Genomic DNA, 17,477 nt, shown 5'->3' with positions numbered 1-17,477 from the left:
GTGAAGAAGCGCCCCGTTTGCTGCGCGTCAGCCTGCGTAAACGCGGGCTCCGGAGAGTTCGGCTTCCAGCGCCTGCAGCTGCCGTTCGACGGCGGCCGGAGCCGTGCCGCCCTGGGAGTTGCGGCTGTTGAGCGAGCCTTCCGTAGACAGGACCGTGCGGACCTCGGGCGTCAGGTGCTCCGAGATGGCGGCGTATTCCTCGTCCGTCAGGTCCCAAAGCTCGACGTCGCGGCTTTCGGCCTGCTTGACGGCGGCGCCGGAGAGCTCGTGCGCCTCGCGGAACGGCACGCCCTGGCGGACCAGCCATTCGGCGATGTCCGTGGCCAGCGCGAAGCCCTGCGGAGCCAGGGACTCCATCCGTTCGCTGTTGAACTTCAGCGTGGCGATCATGCCGGACACGGCCGGGAGCAGCAGCTCCAGGGTGTCGGCGGCGTCGAACACCGGCTCCTTGTCTTCCTGCAGGTCGCGGTTGTACGCGAGCGGCAGGCCTTTGAGCGTGGCCAGCAGGCCGGACAGGTTGCCGATGAGGCGCCCTGCCTTGCCGCGGGCGAGCTCGGCAACATCCGGGTTCTTCTTCTGCGGCATGATCGAGGACCCCGTGGAGTACGAGTCGTGCAGCGTGACGAAGGAGAACTCCTTGGTGGCCCAGAGGATGACTTCCTCCGAGATCCGGGACAGGTCCACGCCGATCATGGAGCAGATCCACGCGAACTCGGCGAAGACATCGCGGGAAGCGGTGCCGTCGATCGAGTTGTGCACGGCGGAGTAGAAGCCCAGGTCCGCGGCGACGGCCTCGGGATCCAAGCCCAGCGAGGAACCCGCCAGGGCACCGGAACCATAAGGAGACACACCCGCACGCTTGTCCCAGTCCTGGAGGCGCTGCACATCGCGAAGGAGCGCCCAGGCGTGGGCCAGTAGGTGGTGGCTGAGCAGGACCGGCTGGGCGTGCTGCAGGTGGGTACGGCCCGGCATGGCTACGCCGTGGTGGGCCTTGGCCTGCTCCACCAGCGCGTCCACGGTGTCCAGCACGCCGCGGGCGATCAGCCGGGCGTGGTCGCGCAGGAACATGCGGCCGAGGGTGGCCACCTGGTCGTTGCGGGAACGGCCGGCACGGAGCTTGCCGCCCAGCTGGGTGCCGGCGCGCTCGATGAGGCCACGCTCCAGCGAACCGTGGACGTCCTCATCGGACTCGGCCGGCAGGTAGGCGCCGTTTGCGACGTCCTCATCCAGCTGGGTCAGGGCCGCGAGCATGCCTTCGAGTTCGGCGTCGTCCAGCAGTCCGGCCTTGTGCAGCACGCGGGCGTGCGCCTTGGATCCGGCGATGTCATAGCGGGCGAGCCGCCAGTCGAAATGCGTGGACTTGCTCAGCGCGGCGAGGGCATCCGCGGGGCCGCCGGCGAAGCGGCCGCCCCACAGAGCGCCTTCGTTTGTTGCCGAGGTCATGTTCAGGCTCCGGCGACGCGCTGGTCGCGGCTGGAGGCAACCTTGGAGGACATGCCCCACAGCTCGATGAAGCCGCGGGCCATCGACTGGTCGAAGGTGTCGCCGGTGTCGTAGGTGGCCAGCGAGAAGTCGTAGAGCGAAGTGCCCGAGCGGCGGCCGTTGACGATGGCCTGGCCGCCGTGCAGCACCATGCGGATGTCGCCGGAAACGTACTTCTGGGTGTCGTCAATGAAGGCGTCCAGGGAGCGCTTGAGCGGCGAGAACCACTGGCCGTCGTAGACCAGTTCGGACCAGCGCTGGCCGACAGTGGCCTTGAAGCGTGCCTGCTCGCGCTCGATGGTGACGTCCTCGAGGTGCTTGTGGGCGGTGATCAGCGCCATGGCACCCGGGGCTTCGTAGATCTCGCGGGACTTGATGCCGACGAGGCGGTCCTCGACGACGTCGATGCGGCCCACGCCCTGTGCGCCGGCGCGGCGGTTCAGTTCCTGGATGGCCTGCAGCGGGGTGACCTTGACGCCGTCGATGGCCACCGGGATGCCGGCCTCGAAGGAAATGGTGACCTCATCCGGGGCCGGCGGGAACTCCGGCGTCGCGGTGTAGTCGTAGATGTCCTTGGTGGGAGCGTTCCAGATGTCTTCGAGGTAGCCGGTTTCGACGGCGCGGCCCCAGACGTTCTGGTCGATCGAGTACGGGTTCTTCTTGGTGGTTTCGATCGGCAGGCCCTTTTCCTCGGCGAAGGCGATGGCCTTGTCGCGGGTGAGGGCGAGGTCGCGGACGGGGGCGATGCACTTCAGGTCCGGGCCAAGGGTCTGGATGCCGACCTCGAAGCGGACCTGGTCGTTGCCCTTGCCGGTGCAGCCGTGCGCAACCGTGGTGGCGCCGAATTCGCGGGCGGCCTTGACCAGATGCTTGACGATGACCGGGCGGGAGATCGCCGAGACCAGCGGGTAGTGGCCCTGGTAGAGGGCGTTGGCCTTCAGCGTGGGCATGGCGTATTCGTTGGCGAACTCGTCGCGGGCGTCGGCTACGTAGGCCTCGACGGCGCCGCAGCCGAGGGCACGCTGGCGGATGGTCTCCAGGGACTCGCCGCCCTGTCCGACGTCGACGGCGACGGCGATGACCTCGGCGCCGGTGGCTTCACCGATCCAGCCGATGGCTACGGACGTATCGAGGCCACCGGAGTAGGCCAGAACAATGCGCTCAGTCACGAGAGTGCTCCTTTGGGACAGATCATGTTGATTATGAATGACTATACAGCGTTATGCGTATTTATACATCTCGGGGTCAACTGACTCGCAGTTGTTGTCGTTTCGGGGGCCCATAACGACCACAAATGCGAGCTAGTTGGGGTTCGACTCCGCCATTGCCAGGAAACGGGCCGCCAGGGCCTCCCCGCCGTGCGGGTCGCGGGCCACGAGCAGCACGGTATCGTCCCCGGCAATTGTGCCCAGAATCGAGGGCATCACGGAATGGTCGATGGCCAGGGCCAGGAAGTTGGCTGCGCCGGGCGGCGTCCTGAGGACCACCAGGTTGGCCGAGGCCTCGGCGGTGACCAGCAGCTCGCCGCAGAGCTTCTCCAGCCGGGCGTCCAGGATTTCCTGGCCCACGCCGCTGGTGGCCGCACGGTCCCCGCCTTCGCCGGGAACGGCGTACACCAGCACCCCTTCGGTGCCGCGGACGCGGACGGCCCCGATTTCCACCAGATCCCGGGACAGGGTGGCCTGGGTGACCTGGACGCCGTCGTCCGCCAGCCGGGCGGCGAGCTCGGCCTGCGAACGGACGCTCTCGCCGCGCAGGATCGCGGTAATCCGCGCCTGCCGGGCGGTCTTCGTGGCCGGGCTGCTGCCCGGCGTCGGCGGCTGGACTGTCACCTAGCTGCGCTCCCCCACGGGAGCCGCGCCTTCCACGGGGGCAAGGCCTTCGACGACGGCGAGCCCGGACTGGTGCATGAGCCAGGCCATCAGGCCCTTCTGGGCGTGCAGGCGGTTTTCGGCCTCGTCCCAGACGATCGACTGCGGGCCGTCGATGACTCCGGCGGAGATCTCGTAGCCGCGGTAGGCGGGCAGGCAGTGCAGCACCACGGCGTCAGGCGCGGCTTGTGCCATGGCTGCCTCGTCCACGGAGTAGTCGCGGAAGAGCTGCAGGCGGGCTTCCTTCTCGGCTTCCTGGCCCATGGACACCCAGGTGTCGGTAGCGACGACGTCGGCCCCCTTGAGCGCCTCGGCGGCGTCGGTGGTGATGAGCACGGAGCCGCCGGTTTCCGAGGCACGGGCCTCAGCGGCCGCCACAATGTCCGCGGCGGGCAGGTAGCCTTCGGGGCCGCTGATGCGAACGTGCATGCCCGCGGTGACGCCGGCCAGCAGGTAGGAGTTGGCCATGTTGTTGGCGGCGTCGCCCAGGTACGCCATGGTGAGTCCGGCAAGCTCACCCTTGTGTTCCTTGACCGTGAGCAGGTCGGCCAGCAACTGGCAGGGGTGGTAGTCGTCGCAGAGGGCGTTGATGACCGGAACCTTGGAGTTCGCGGCCATGGCCACCAGGCCGGCGTGGGCGCCTGTGCGCCAAACGATCGTGTGGACCATGCGTTCGAGTACCTTGGCAGTGTCTTCGACCGATTCCTTGTGGCCGATCTGGGCCTCGCCCGGGTTGATGATGAGGGCGGTGCCGCCCATGTCCGCCACGCCGGTGGCGAAGGAAACCCGCGTGCGGGTAGAGGTCTTGTCGAAGATGACGGCGACCGTCTTGCGGCCGCTGCCCTCGGCGGCGTAGGGCTGCACGCTGTACGGCGCGGCCTTCATGCGGGCGGCGAGTTCGAGCACCTCGGCCTGTTCGGCCGGGCTGAGGTCGGTGTCCTTGAGGAAGTGGCGGGTGGTCATTTGGCGTCCTTCGCTGTCTGGATGAGGGCGGGAAGGGCCGCGATGAAACGGCCGGCCTGTTCGGTGCTCAGGATGAGCGGCGGGGCCAGGCGGATGGTGCGCGGGCCGGGGCTGTTGATGATGAATCCGGCGTCGAGCCCGGCCTGCACGACGGCGGGGGCGACGTCGGTGTCCAGGTCGAAGCCGATCAGCAGGCCTTCGCCGCGGACTTCGGTGACGCCGTCGACGGCGGCCAGGCCGTCGCGCAGGAAGGCACCCACGGTGCGGACGTTCTCCAGCACGCCCTGGCTTTCTATCGCATGCAGGGTGGCGAGCGCGGCGGCGGTGGCCACCGGGTTGCCGCCGAAGGTGGTGCCGTGCTGGCCGGCGGACAGCAGCGACGACGCTGCCTCGCCGAAGGTGATGAGCGCACCGACCGGGAAGCCGCCGCCCAGTCCCTTGGCCAGGGTGATGGCGTCCGGGACGATTCCGGCGTCCTCGCTGGCGAGCCACTTGCCGGTACGTCCGATGCCGGTCTGCACCTCGTCCAGGATCAGCAGGGCTCCGGCGGCCGTGGTGGCTTCCCGGGCAGCCTGCAGGTAGTCGGTGCCGAGCGGGCGGACGCCGGCCTCGCCCTGGATGGGTTCGAGGAAGACGGCCGCGGTGGTGTCGTCGACGGCGGCACGCAGGGCGTCGATGTCGCCAAAGGGAATGTGGACCACGCCGCCGGGCAACGGTTCGAACGGAGCCCGGTAGGCCTCCTTGGCGGTCAGCGCCAGGGCACCCATGGTGCGGCCGTGGAAGGCACCCTCGAGCGCGATGATCTTGCTCCGCTTGCCTGCTTCACCGTTGCGGCGGGCCAGCTTGAAGGCGGCTTCGTTGGCTTCGGTGCCGGAGTTGGCGAAGAACACCTTGGACCCGGCCGGAGCCTTGGCCAGGGCCAGCAGCTTCTCGGCCAGGGCAATCTGGGTGGGGCTCGTGAAGAAGTTGGAGACGTGGCCCAGCGTGGCCAGCTGGCTCGCGATCACGGAAGTGACGAAGGGGTGGGCGTGGCCCATGGCGTTGACGGCGATGCCGCCCAGCAGGTCCAGGTACTCCTTGCCGTCGGCGTCCCAGACGAGGCATCCCGCGCCGCGCACAAGCACCCGCTGCGGGGTGCCGAAGACGCCCATGAGCGAGGAGGAGTAGCGGGAGAGCCACTCGGCGCCACTGCCCTGGCCGGCGATTTCGCTGGCCGGGGTTTCATTGGCGGAGTTTTCGACAAGCTCTGCTTCGGAGTGGCTCATTGTGCGCTCTCTTCTTCGTCGGGGACGACCTGCGTTCCGATGCCCGCGGTCGTGAAAGTTTCCAGCAGCATGGAATGGGCCAGGCGGCCATCCACGATGTGCGCGCGCTCCACGCCGTCGTCGATCGCCTTGAGGCAGGCCGCCATCTTGGGGATCATGCCCGATTCCAGTCCTGGCAGCATCTCCCGCAGTTCGGAGGCGGTGAGCGAGGAAATCAGCGAGGACTTGTCCGGCCAGTTGGCGTAGAGGCCTTCGACGTCGGTCAGGATCACAAGCTTGGAGGCACCCAGCGCGGAGGCGACGGCGGCCGCGGCAGTATCCGCGTTGACGTTCAGCACCTGCCCGGTGGTCTGCCAGGGACCGGTAGCGGAAAGCGAGCCGTCGCCGTCGTCAATGATCTCCGGGGCGACCGTGGAGATCACAGGGATGCGGCCGGCGTCGAGGATGTCGCGGATGCCCGTGGGATCGACGCCCACCACTTCGCCCACCAGTCCGAGGTCAACTTCCTCGCCATCCACCACGGTGCCGGTGCGGACGGCACGCAGCAGCCCGCCGTCCTCGCCGGACATGCCGACGGCGTAGGGCCCGTGCGAGTTGATCAGGCCCACCAGTTCGCGGCCCACCTGGCCGGTGAGGACCATGCGGACCACGTCCATGGCCTCGGGCGTGGTGACCCGCAGCCCGCCCTTGAACTCGGATTCGATGCCGAGCCGGCCCAGCATGGAGTTGATCTGCGGGCCGCCGCCGTGCACCACCACGGGGTGGATGCCCACGTGGTGGAGGAACACGATGTCCTCGGCGAACGCGCGGCGCAGTTCATCGTTGACCATGGCGTTGCCGCCGTACTTGACCACCATGGTGGTTCCGGCGAAGCGCTGGATCCAGGGCAGTGCCTCGATCAGGGTGGCCGCCTTGTCCTGGGCAGCGGCCATGGAGGTGGTCTCGCGGGTGTGGGCGTTCACGGGTTCTCCTGCCTAGCTCGAGTAGGCGCTGTTTTCGTGCACGTACTCGTGCGTGAGGTCGTTGGTCCAGATGGTGGCTTCGGCGTCGCCGGCCTGCAGGTCGATGTCGACGCGCACTTCGCGGGGTTCGAGGTCCACAAGGTTGCGGTCTTCACCGATGCCGCCGTTCCGGCAGATCTGCACACCGTTGATGGACACGTTCAGCTGGTCCGCTTCGAAGGCGGCGTCCGTCGTGCCGACCGCGGAGAGGACACGGCCCCAGTTGGGGTCCTTGCCGAAGATCGCGGTCTTGAAGAGGTTGGAGCGGGCGACGGCACGGCTGACTACTTCGGCGTCGCGTTCGCTCGCGGCGTTGAAGGTGCGGATGGCGATGTCGTGGCTGGCGCCCTCGGCGTCGCCGATCAGCATGCGAGCCAGTTCGGCGCTCACCTGGGTGAGGCCGGCGCCGAGCTGCTCGGCCGAGGGGACGGCGTCGGAGGCACCGGAGGCGAGCAGCACCACGGTGTCGTTGGTGGACATGCAGCCGTCCGAGTCCGCGCGGTCGAAGGTGACGCGCGTGGCGTCCCGCAGCACGACGTCGAGCAGTTCCGCGGGGACCTGGGCGTCGGTGGTGAGCACCACGAGCATGGTGGCCAGGCCCGGTGCGAGCATGCCCGCGCCCTTTGCAATGCCGCCCACGGTGAACTGCCTGCCTTCGGCGTCGGTGCCTGTGAACACCGCTTCCTTGGCGACGGTGTCCGTGGTCATGATCGCGGCGGCGGCGGCGGATCCGCCGTCTTCCGACAGTTCGGCGGCGGCGGCTTCGACGCCGGGCAGGAGCTTGTCCATCGGCAGCTGCTCGCCGATCAGCCCGGTGGAGCAGACCACGACGTCGGAGGCGGAGATGCCCAGCAGTTGCGCGACTTTCTCCGCGGTGGCGTGGGTGTTCTGGAAGCCCTGCGGGCCGGTGCAGGCATTGGCCCCGCCGGAGTTGAGCACGACGGCGTCGACGCGGCCGTCGGAGACCACCTGGCGTGACCAGTGCACGGGGGCGGCGGCGACGCGGTTGGAGGTGAAGACGGCGGCGGCGGCCTTGAGCGGGCCGTCGTTGACCACAAGGGCCAGGTCAGGATTTCCGGAGGCCTTGATGCCGGCCTTCACGCCGGCGGCGCGGAATCCCTTGGGGGCGGTGATCGTCACGGTGCGACTCCTTGCAGGTTCAGGCCGGCGTTTTCATCCAGGCCGAGGGCGATGTTCATGGACTGCACGGCACCGCCGGCGGTTCCCTTGGTGAGGTTGTCGATGGCGCTCGTGACGATCACACGGCCGGTGTGCCCGTCGAAGGCCAGTTGCATGACGGCGTGGTTGGAGCCCTGCACCGACTTGGTGCTCGGCCACTGGCCTTCCGGCAGCAGGTGGACGAACGGTTCGTCCTCGTAGGCTTCGCTCCAGGCCTGGCGGAGTTCCGCAGCGGTGACGCCGGGACGGATCTTCGCGGTGGCGGTGGTGAGGATGCCGCGGCTCATCGGGGCGAGGGTGGGCGTGAAGGACACCGTGACCTGCTCGCCCGCCGCGTTGGACAGGCCCTGTTCGATTTCGGGGGTGTGGCGGTGCCCGCCGCCCACGCCGTAGGGGCTCATGGAGCCCATCACTTCGGAGCCGATGAGGTTGACCTTCGCTGCCTTGCCGGCGCCCGAGGTGCCGGAGGCCGAGACGATCACGACGTCGTCGGGCAGCAGGAGCTTGTTGGCGAAACCGGGCGTAAGGGCCAGCAGGGCCGAGGTCGGATAGCAGCCCGGGACCGCGATGCGCTTGGCCCCCTTGAGCTTTTCGCGCTGGCCGGGCAGTTCCGGGAGGCCGTAGGGCCAGGTGCCGGCGTGGGCCGAGCCGTAGAACTTTTCCCAGGCGGCGGGGTCCTCAAGCCGGTGGTCCGCTCCGGCGTCGATCACCACGGTGCCTTCCGGCAACTGGGCGGCGATCTCCGCGGACGCGCCGTGCGGCAGCGCCAGGAACACCACGTCATGGCCGGAGAGGTTTTCCACCGAGGTGTCTTCGAGAATCCGGCTCGCCAGGCCATGGAGATGCGGCTGCAACTCCCCTAGTCTGGAACCGGCGTTGCTGTGCGCCGTGATGGCGCCAATGGTGACGTTTGGGTGGCCGGCAAGGATGCGCAGTACTTCCCCGCCGGCATAACCGCTGGCCCCGGAAACGGCAACAGAAATAGTCATGGCAACACTGTACAGCAAAACTATGCATGGTTGCCGATATTTATGCATGCCGGATTCTGCCCGGCCTTGACCGCCGGTGCATGCCGGGCGGGGGGCCTTGCGGGCGGAGCGTATGCTGAGTAAAGGGTGATCCAGACCGTGCAGTCCGAACGTCGGGTGCAGCGTTGCCCGTTAGCGATACGGGGCACAAGCACATATGTCACCCACATCCACCGCTGAGCGCCCGAAAACACGCGCCATCCAGCCCAACCCCATGGTCCGCAGCTATTCCGAGCTACTCAAGAGCGTCCGCGCCGAGGGTCTCCTGGAACGCCGCCGGGGTTTCTACATCTGGCTCTTCGCAGCACTCATGGCCCTCATGGCCGCTACGTGGCTGGGATTCGCCCTGATCGGCGATTCCTGGTACCAGCTACTCATCGCGGCCGGAGTCGGCGTCGTCTGCACCCAGCTGAGCTTCCTGGCGCACGAGGCCGGCCACAAGCAGATCTTCGCTTCCCGCTGGGCCAACGACTGGTCAGCAAGGCTCCTGGCCACCGGGATCGCAGGGATCAGCTTCTCCTGGTGGGAACAGAAACACGGTGCGCACCACAACCACCCGAATGTCATCTCCAAGGATCCGGACATCAAGAACAATGCCCTGGTCTTCCATCCTGAAGCCGCTGCCGCCAGGAAGGGCCTCCCGGCCCTTCTGACCCGCAAGCAGGGCTGGTTCTTCTTCCCGCTCCTCGGACTGCTGGGGATCAGCCTGCAGTTCGACTCGCTGCGCTTCGTCCTGGGCCGCGGCAAAGTGCGCCACCGCTGGGTGGAAGCACCCATCCTGCTGGTCCGGCTCCTCGCGCTCCCGGTGCTGGCCTTCACCTTCCTCCCCCTGGGCATGGCCGCAGCCTTCCTCGGTGTGCAGATCGTGGTCTACGGCGTCTACATGGGCGCCTCATTCGCCCCGAACCACAAAGGCATGCCGGTCCTGCCGGCGGACAGCCGCGTGGATTTCCTCAGCAGGCAGGTCCTGACCTCCCGGAACATCTCCGGTGGCCGGTTCATGGACTTCCTGCTTGGCGGCCTCAACCGCCAAGTGGAGCACCATCTCTTTCCGGACATGGCACGACCGCAACTCCACCGGGCCACGGCAATCGTCCGCAGCTTCTGCGCCACCCATTCGATTCCCTACACCGAAACCACCCTCATGCAGTCCTACGGAATCGTGGTCCGCTATCTCAATGAAGTAGGCCTGTCCGCAGGCCGCGGCTTCGACTGTCCTGTCGCCTCGGTCCACGGCCGCCGCTGACCGCTGGGAGCCGCCGGCAGCCGCACCCAGTGGGCGCTTTCCCTGACTCCCTCCCTAGGATGGGTTAGGTGGACCGGGCGCGGAAAGACCTGCCCGGAGCAAAGGAGAGCCATGACGCACGCCATCATTGCCCGGCAACCCGGAGGACCCGAAGTACTGGAATACCGTGAGGCGGAGGTTCCCGTCCCCGGGCCGGGGCAGCTCCTCGTCAAGGTCGCCGCGACAGGTGTCAACTTCAGCGAGATCTACCAGCGCAGCGGCATCTACAAGGTGGCCTTCCCCTTCGTGCCCGGCGCGGAATGCTCCGGCACGGTCGAGGCAGTGGGTGATGGTGTCGAACTCTTCAGCGTCGGGGACCGGGTGGCCACGGCGGAAGGCGCCCGCAGCTACGCCGGGTACACCGTGATCGACGAGCAGAAAGCCCTGCCTGTTCCGGCCGGCGTCGACGACTTCACCGCAGCCGCCCTGCCGCTGCAGGGCATGACTGCCCACTACCTGATGAACTCCTCCTTCCGGGTAGAGCCCGGCCAGACGGTGCTCGCCCACGCCGGCGCGGGCGGTGTCGGCCTCATCCTGACCCAGTTGCTCAAGGCGCGCGGCGCCCGGGTGATCACCACGGTGTCCACCGACGAGAAGGAAGCGCTGTCCCGCGAGGCGGGCGCCGACGTCGTGCTACGCTACGACGGTTTCGCGCAGAAAGTCCGCGAACTGACCGACGGCGAGGGCGTGCACGCCGTGTTCGACGGCGTCGGCAAGGACACCTTCGACGACTCCCTGGAGAGTCTGCGGATGCGCGGATCACTGGTCCTTTACGGCGCGGCGTCCGGCCCGGTCCCGCCCTTCGACCCGCAGCGGTTGAACGCCGGCGGCTCGCTAACCCTCACGCGCCCTACCTTGGTCCATTTCCTGCAGAACGCCCAGGAACGCCAGTGGCGCTCGACCGAAATCTTCGACGCCGCCGCCAAGGGCACCCTGAAGGTTCGGATCGGAGCGCGCTACCCGCTACCCGAGGCGGCCCAGGCCCACCGCGACCTGGAAACGCGCAAAACCACCGGCAAGGTGCTGCTGGTTCCGTAACTGCCGCCGCTGGCCCCGGCGCGTGTGACGACACGGTGACGCGGAAACGAAAAATGTCACCTTTTGTTCACTTTCGTCGGCAAAGCTCTTGAAGTGACACAGGAGCAAGACATACAGACCCCGGACGCGGGCATCCCAGGCGGCGCATTCCTGCCGCAGTTTCCCGGCGCTGCCGCGGCACCCCCGCAGCGCACGCTGGTGGACATCCTCGAGGACACCGCGCGGCGTTTTCCCGAGGCCTCGGCGCTGGACGACGGCAGCAAGTCGCTGAGCTACGCCGAACTCCTCACGGCGGTCCGCGCCTTCGGGCGGACCCTGCACAGCCGGGGCCTTGGCGCCGGGGACAAGATCGGCGTCCGGATCCCTTCGGGCCGGAATGAGCTGTACGTGGCGATCCTCGGCATCCTGCTGGTGGGCGCCGCCTACGTCCCGGTGGACGCCGACGATCCCGAGGAACGGGCCCGCCTGGTCTTCGGCGAGGCCCGGGTGGCGGGCACGGTGACGGCGGGCCTTGCCGTGGACGTGGCGGGCGAACGGCCAGCGCCCTTCCCGGCGCCGCGGAAACCCGCCCTGGATGACGACTCCTGGATCATCTTCACCTCCGGCTCCACCGGGACGCCCAAAGGCGTGGCCGTGCAGCACCGCTCTTCCGCGGCGTTCGTGGACGCCGAAGCGCGGCTCTTCCTGCAGGCGGAGCCAATCGGGCCGCACGACCGCGTGCTCGCGGGCCTGTCCGTGGCGTTCGACGCCTCCTGCGAGGAAATGTGGCTGGCCTGGCGGCACGGTGCCTGCCTGGTCCCGGCGCCCCGCGCCCTGGTCCGTTCCGGAATGGACCTCGGCCCCTGGCTGATCAACCACGGCATCTCTGTCGTGTCCACGGTGCCCACGCTCGCGGCCCTGTGGCCCGCCGAGGCACTGGAGAACGTCCGGCTGTTGATCTTCGGCGGCGAAGCGTGCCCGCCGGAGCTCGCTGAACGCCTCGCCGTGGACGGCCGCGAGGTCTGGAACACCTACGGCCCCACCGAAGCGACGGTGGTTGCCTGCGCCGCTCCCCTCGGCGGACCCGGCCCCGTGCGGATCGGGCTGCCGCTGGACGGCTGGGACCTCGCCGTCGTCGATCCTTCCGGCATTCCGGTGCCCGAGGGCGAAACCGGCGAACTGATGATCGGCGGCGTCGGGCTGGCCCGCTACCTGGACCCGGCCAAAGACGCCGAGAAATACGCGCCGATGCCGTCGCTGGGCTGGGACCGCGCCTACCGTTCCGGCGACCTGGTGCGCTACGAACGGGAGGGCCTGATCTTCCAGGGCCGTGCCGACGAGCAGGTGAAACTGGGCGGCCGCCGGATCGAACTCGGCGAGGTCGACGCCGCCCTGCAGGCGCTGCCCGGGATCGCGGGGGCTGCTGCCGCTGTCCGTACGACGGCGGCCGGGAACCAGATCCTGGTGGGTTACCTTGCACCCGCGGACGCCACGGAACCGGACTTTGCCGGACTGGATCTGACCGAGGCCCGCACCCTGCTGGCCGGGAGCCTGCCTGCCGCCCTCATTCCGCTGCTGGCGGTGGTGGATTCGCTGCCCACGAAGACCAGTGGCAAGGTGGACCGGCATGCCCTTCCCTGGCCGTTGCCCGGCGCGTTCGCCGCGGACGCGGACAAGGCACCATTGAATCTTCCGGATGATGCCGCCTGGATCGTGGAACAGTGGGAATCGGTCCTCGGCTCTCCCGTGACCTCCCTGGATGCCGACTTCTTCGCCTACGGCGGCGGCTCCCTGGCCGCGGCCCAGCTCGTCTCGGCCCTGCGTGTCCGGTACCCCACTATCACGGTGGCGGAAATCTACGCGACGCCGCGCATCGGCGCCCTCGTCGAGGCGGCCCGCCAGTCGCTGCCCGACGGCGGCGCCCCAGCTGCCGCCGTCGAACGCCCCGTGCGTCCTACCGCACTGAAGTCGCAGCTGTTCCAGACGCTGATGGGGATCCTGCTCAACATCCTCACCGGCATGCGCTGGCTGACGTATCTGATGGCCGCCAACCGGCTGCTGGCCGACCTTGCGGGCTTCACCGCGGCACCGGTGGTGTCCTGGTGGTGGATCCTCGCCTCCTGGCTGGTGTTCGTCAGCCCGCTCGGACGCATGGCGATCGCCGTCGCGGCTGCCCGGATCCTGCTGCGCGGGGTCAGGCCGGGCAGCTACCCCCGTGCCGGCAAGGTGCACCTGCGCCTGTGGCTGGCCGAGCAGGTTCAGGACCTGGCCGGCGCCGTAAGCCTGGCGAGCGCTCCGTGGGTGCCCTATTACGCCCGGGCCCTCGGCGCGAAAATCGGCAACAACGTACACCTGCACTCGCTGCCCCCGGTCACCGGCATGCTCACGCTGGGCAGCGGCAGCAACATCGAACCCGAGGTGGACCTCTCCGGCTGGTGGGTTGACGGCGATTCGGTGCACATCGGCGAAATCCGTGTCGGCCCCGGCGCCACCGTGGGCGCCCGCAGCACCCTCATGCCCGGCACGAGCATCGGCGCCGGAGCGCGGGTGGAGGCCGGATCCGCGGTGCTCGGCAGGGTCAAAGCCGGCCACCTCGTGGCCGGTTCCCCCGCGGAGCGCCTCGGCAAGGCGAAGAACGAGTGGCCCGAAGCCCCTGCCATCTCCCGTTTCGTCCGGCGGTCCTGGTTCGCCGCCTTCGCCGGGGCCTCCGCGCTCCTCGCCCTGATCCCCTACACCTCGGCATTCGCTGGCGCCCAGGTGGTGCTGGCCTTCGTCCGCGGCAAGTCCTCGCTGCAGTCGGCGCTGCCCGAGGTGCTGCTTTCGGTACCTTTCGCCGCCTTGGCCTGGTTCCTCTGCAACCTGCTGCTGGTCCTTGCGGTGACGCGGTTGCTCGGCCTGGGCCTCAAGGAGGGCTACTACCGGGTCCACAGCCGGGCCGGTTGGCAGGTCTGGGCCACGGAGCGGGTGCTCGACATGGCGCGGGACCTGCTGTTCCCGATCTATGCCAGCCTGTTCACCCCCGTGTGGTTGCGCCTGCTCGGGGCCACGGTAGGCAGGAACGTTGAAGCGTCCACCGTGCTGCTCCTGCCGAAAATGACGACGATCGGCGACGGCGCGTTCCTGGCCGACGACACCATGGTGGCCTCCTATGAACTGGGTGGGGGCTGGGTCAGGATCGCCCCGGCCAAGATCGGCAAACGTTCATTCCTTGGCAATTCCGGCATGACCGCCGCCGGCCGCAACGTACCCAAGAACTCCCTCGTGGCCGTGTTGTCCGCCACCCCGGCGAAGGCCAAGTCCGGCACCTCGTGGCTGGGCAGCCCGCCGGTCCGGCTCCGCCGCACCGTGGTCGACGCCGACAAGAGCCTCACCTTCAACCCCTCGGCCGCCCTGAAGACCCGCCGCGGGCTGTGGGAACTCTGCCGCCTGGTGCCGGTCATGCTGACGGCGGGGATCGCCGTCGGGGTCATGCTGGCGCTCGACTGGATCGCCTCCGGCACGTCCTACTGGGCGGCCGCCCTGCTCGGCGGGGTCGTGATGCTGCTCGCCGGAGCGGTGGCCGCCCTGAGCTCGGTAGCGGCGAAGTGGCTGCTGGTGGGCCGGATCCGGGCCGGTGAGCACCCTCTGTGGAGTCCGTTCATCTGGCGCAACGAAGTGGTGGATACCTTCATCGAAATGGTCAGTGCGCCCTGGTTCGCCCGTGCCGCCGCGGGAACACCTGCCCTGGTGTGGTGGCTGCGCGGACTCGGCGCGAAGATCGGCCGCGGCACTTGGTGCGAAAGCTACTGGCTTCCCGAAGCCGACCTGGTGAGCCTTGGCAGGAGCTCCACGGTGAACCGGGGCTGCGTGGTGCAGACCCACCTGTTCCACGACCGCATCATGGCGATCGATACCGTGGTCCTCGAAGACGGCGCCACCATGGGACCACACGGGGTTATCCTTCCCCAGGCCAGCATCGGCAGCGGCGGAACCGTGGGGCCGGCATCGTTGGTGATGCGCGGCGAGGCCGTCCCGGCGGGGAGCTACTGGATGGGCAATCCCGTCAGCCCCTGGTCCGGACCAAGCACGAAGCCGTGAACACGGGCCGTTCCCAGCGCTTGACCGTTCCCGACGCTGGACCATTCCCGACACTGGACCGTTCCCGTGAGGGCGGTGCCGTAGCGTAGATTGGCAGGAAGCCGCCCCCGGCGGCACAGCAGCGAAACCGGAGGCAGGCAGGACACGATGAGCCGCAGCGAGACATCCCCAAGCACGGACACCGCGGCGGACCGCTACACCCTGCAGCACGGGAGCCTGGCCTTCCGGGTGGAACGCTACGAACTCGACCTGGACTACGCCCTGGCCAGCAACAGGCTCAGCGGGCGGGCCGTGCTGCGCTGCGTTGCTTTGGAGGACATGCAGCAGATCGTGCTGGACCTGGTGGGCTTCAAGGCCGCCAAAGTGTTGGTGGACGGGAAGAAGGTGCCCAGGTTCGGCGCCCGGGGAGAGCACCTGGTCATCACGGCCAAGGAGCGGCTGAAGGCGGGGCAGTCCTTCACCGTGGAGGTCCGCTACGAGGGCAATCCGCGGCCCCGGCGCGGGCTCTGGGGCGAGGTCGGCTGGGAAGAACTGGACGACGGCGTGCTGGTCGCCGGGCAGCCGAACGGCGCCGCGTCCTGGTTCCCCTGCAACGACCACCCGCGGCACAAGTCCAGCTACCTGATCAGTGTCACCACGGACGACAACTACCGGGTGGTCTGCAACGGGCGGCTCATTTCGCACAGCCGCAAGTCCAGCCGTGAAACCTGGGTGTACGAACAGCTTGAGCCGATGGCGACGTACCTGGCCACGGTGCAGATCGGCCGCTACGAACTGCTGCCGCTCGGCGCTGCCGGGGCTGCCGGTGCTTCCGGGCCTGCCGGAAGCGGAGCAGGCACCGGACAGGGAAGCCTGCACCACGCCGATGCGCCCCGGCCGGCAGCGGTCCCGCAGTACCTCGCGGCAACCCGGCCCATGGCGGCCTTGGCCCGCGAGGGCCTCGCCAGGCAACGGGACATGATGCGCACCTTCGTGGATTGTTTCGGCCCCTACCCGTTCCAGGAATACACGGCCGTGGTCACCGAGGACGAGCTCGAAATCCCATTGGAAGCCCAGACGCTCTCGATCTTCGGCCGCAACCACCTGGGACAGGACTGGGAGTCACAGCGGCTGATCGCCCACGAACTGTCGCACCAGTGGTTCGGGAACTCGCTGACGGTGTCCAGCTGGAAGGACATCTGGCTGCACGAAGGCTTCGCCTGCTACGCGGAATGGATCTGGTCCGAGGAGTCCAGGGTGATGCCGCTGGCCGGGCGGACGGCGGCGGCGTGGCGGAAGCTCGCCGGCGAAGCCCAGGACCTGCTGGTGGGCGATCCCGGGCCCGGGCTCATGTTCGATGACCGCGTCTACAAGCGCGGCGCCCTGGCATTGCACGCCGTGCGGACGGCCTGCGGCGACGAAGCATTCTTCGGCCTGCTCCGCCGGTGGACGGCCGACTTCAAGCACGCTTCGGTGTCCACCGCGGAGTTCGTGGCCACTGCAGACAACTGCGTGCCCGGCCTGGACTGCGCTTCGGTGCTGGAGCCGTGGCTCTACCGCAAGGCCCTGCCGCCGCTCCTCTAGTCCCCCGGCAGCGTTGGCAGAACGTGAGCTAGCAGAACGCGACGGCGGCAAGCAGGGTTCCGGGCACGGGCCCCACCAGTTCCAGGCCGGGGTCCGTTCCGTCCAGCGCGAGGTCGGCAAGGCCGGGCAGTTCCAGCACGTCCACGGTGGCCGGATCCCGGCGGAGGCCTTCGCCGCTGCGCTTCAGCCAGGCTTCCTTCCGTGCCCACAGCCGCGTCCGGCCACGGTTCCGGTCCCGCTCAGGCAGCCCCTGCACCCAGCTCTGTTCGCGGGCCCCCAGCGCCACAGCGTCGAAACCACCAGCGTCGAAACCGCCAGCGTCGGAACCACCAGCGGCGAGCCTGCCGCTGTCTTCCAGGTCCACTCCCAGCCCCATGCCCGGTTCCGGGTGCGCGACGCCGGCCAGCAGCGCCCTGCCTGCCGCCCGCGAGGCGCTGAGCAGCAGCGGTGCCGGGCCGCCGTCGAGCAGGAAGGAAGGCCGCCCGTGGCCAGCGCCCGGCCCGCATTGCGGACAGACGTAGAGCGGCGCAAGCCGCACCGGATCCACCTCCAGGAGCTGTGCGGCGAACAGGTGCAGGGCCGCCCGTCCGGCGAGGAATTCCGTCCGGTCCCGCTCATGCGCGTAGGCGGCGGCCCTGCGTCCGGCGGCACCGCGCAGCGCCGAAGCCGTGACGGCGGGAGCCGCCGCCACGGCGTCGAGCGCCTCCAGCCGCAATGCCGGCCTGCCCACCTCCGTCAGCCCATGT

Annotated in this window: 13 protein-coding genes; 4 read left to right on the top strand and 9 right to left on the bottom strand. The window is 68.8% G+C overall.

All coding sequences use genetic code 11. The features are described from left to right. Window positions 1–27: 27 nt before the first annotated feature. From argH to argC, 8 genes are all read right to left on the bottom strand, one after another. Entirely contained in the window at window positions 28–1,443 is a 1,416-nt protein-coding gene (gene argH / locus ACZ9CK_RS06265) for an argininosuccinate lyase (RefSeq protein ID WP_476049527.1), read from the bottom strand. 2 nt (window positions 1,444–1,445) lie between these two features. Further along, complete coding sequence (locus tag ACZ9CK_RS06260) at window positions 1,446–2,651, bottom strand: argininosuccinate synthase (RefSeq protein ID WP_476049526.1); 1,206 nt, start codon at window positions 2,649–2,651, stop codon at window positions 1,446–1,448. A 132-nt stretch (window positions 2,652–2,783) separates the two neighbouring features. Next, window positions 2,784–3,314, bottom strand: coding sequence for an arginine repressor (locus tag ACZ9CK_RS06255; RefSeq protein WP_426302912.1), 531 nt, complete (start codon window positions 3,312–3,314; stop codon window positions 2,784–2,786). Beyond that, window positions 3,315–4,316: an ornithine carbamoyltransferase gene (gene argF, locus ACZ9CK_RS06250; RefSeq protein ID WP_476049525.1), complete on the bottom strand. Its 1,002-nt coding sequence runs from the start codon at window positions 4,314–4,316 to the stop codon at window positions 3,315–3,317. Beyond that, window positions 4,313–5,581: an acetylornithine transaminase gene (locus ACZ9CK_RS06245; RefSeq protein ID WP_476049524.1), complete on the bottom strand. Its 1,269-nt coding sequence runs from the start codon at window positions 5,579–5,581 to the stop codon at window positions 4,313–4,315. Before ACZ9CK_RS06245 ends, argF begins: the two co-directional genes overlap by 4 nt. Beyond that, window positions 5,578–6,543, bottom strand: a complete 966-nt coding sequence (argB, locus tag ACZ9CK_RS06240; protein WP_426302909.1) for an acetylglutamate kinase — start codon at window positions 6,541–6,543, stop codon at window positions 5,578–5,580. Before argB ends, ACZ9CK_RS06245 begins: the two co-directional genes overlap by 4 nt. Before the next feature lie 12 nt (window positions 6,544–6,555). Beyond that, window positions 6,556–7,722: a bifunctional glutamate N-acetyltransferase/amino-acid acetyltransferase ArgJ gene (gene argJ / locus ACZ9CK_RS06235; protein ID WP_476049523.1), complete on the bottom strand. Its 1,167-nt coding sequence runs from the start codon at window positions 7,720–7,722 to the stop codon at window positions 6,556–6,558. Then, window positions 7,719–8,750, bottom strand: coding sequence for an N-acetyl-gamma-glutamyl-phosphate reductase (gene argC / locus ACZ9CK_RS06230; RefSeq protein WP_426302907.1), 1,032 nt, complete (start codon window positions 8,748–8,750; stop codon window positions 7,719–7,721). The genes argJ and argC overlap by 4 nt, the downstream gene beginning before the upstream one ends. A gap of 196 nt (window positions 8,751–8,946) precedes the next feature. Between argC and ACZ9CK_RS06225 the strand changes: the two genes are divergently transcribed. The 4 genes from ACZ9CK_RS06225 (at window position 8,947) to ACZ9CK_RS06210 (ending at window position 16,731) form a co-directional block, all read left to right on the top strand. Beyond that, entirely contained in the window at window positions 8,947–10,035 is a 1,089-nt protein-coding gene (locus tag ACZ9CK_RS06225) for a fatty acid desaturase family protein (protein ID WP_476049522.1), read from the top strand. Window positions 10,036–10,146: 111 nt separating this feature from the next. After that, complete coding sequence (locus ACZ9CK_RS06220; RefSeq protein ID WP_476049521.1) at window positions 10,147–11,112, top strand: quinone oxidoreductase family protein; 966 nt, start codon at window positions 10,147–10,149, stop codon at window positions 11,110–11,112. A 93-nt stretch (window positions 11,113–11,205) separates the two neighbouring features. Further along, the gene (locus ACZ9CK_RS06215) at window positions 11,206–15,168 is read left to right on the top strand and encodes a Pls/PosA family non-ribosomal peptide synthetase (RefSeq protein WP_476049520.1); all 3,963 of its coding nucleotides are present in this window, start codon (window positions 11,206–11,208) and stop codon (window positions 15,166–15,168) included. Between the two features lie 147 nt (window positions 15,169–15,315). After that, the gene (locus tag ACZ9CK_RS06210) at window positions 15,316–16,731 is read left to right on the top strand and encodes a M1 family metallopeptidase (protein ID WP_476049519.1); all 1,416 of its coding nucleotides are present in this window, start codon (window positions 15,316–15,318) and stop codon (window positions 16,729–16,731) included. Window positions 16,732–16,759: 28 nt separating this feature from the next. Here ACZ9CK_RS06210 and ACZ9CK_RS06205 read toward each other — a convergent pair whose 3' ends face one another. Then, window positions 16,760–17,461, bottom strand: coding sequence for a 4'-phosphopantetheinyl transferase family protein (locus ACZ9CK_RS06205; protein ID WP_476049518.1), 702 nt, complete (start codon window positions 17,459–17,461; stop codon window positions 16,760–16,762). Window positions 17,462–17,477: the final 16 nt, after the last annotated feature.

This window comes from Arthrobacter sp. TE26545 (genome assembly GCF_056279005.1).
The sequence above is the reverse complement of the archived record's forward strand: the minus strand, read 5'-3'. Positions and strand labels throughout refer to the sequence as shown.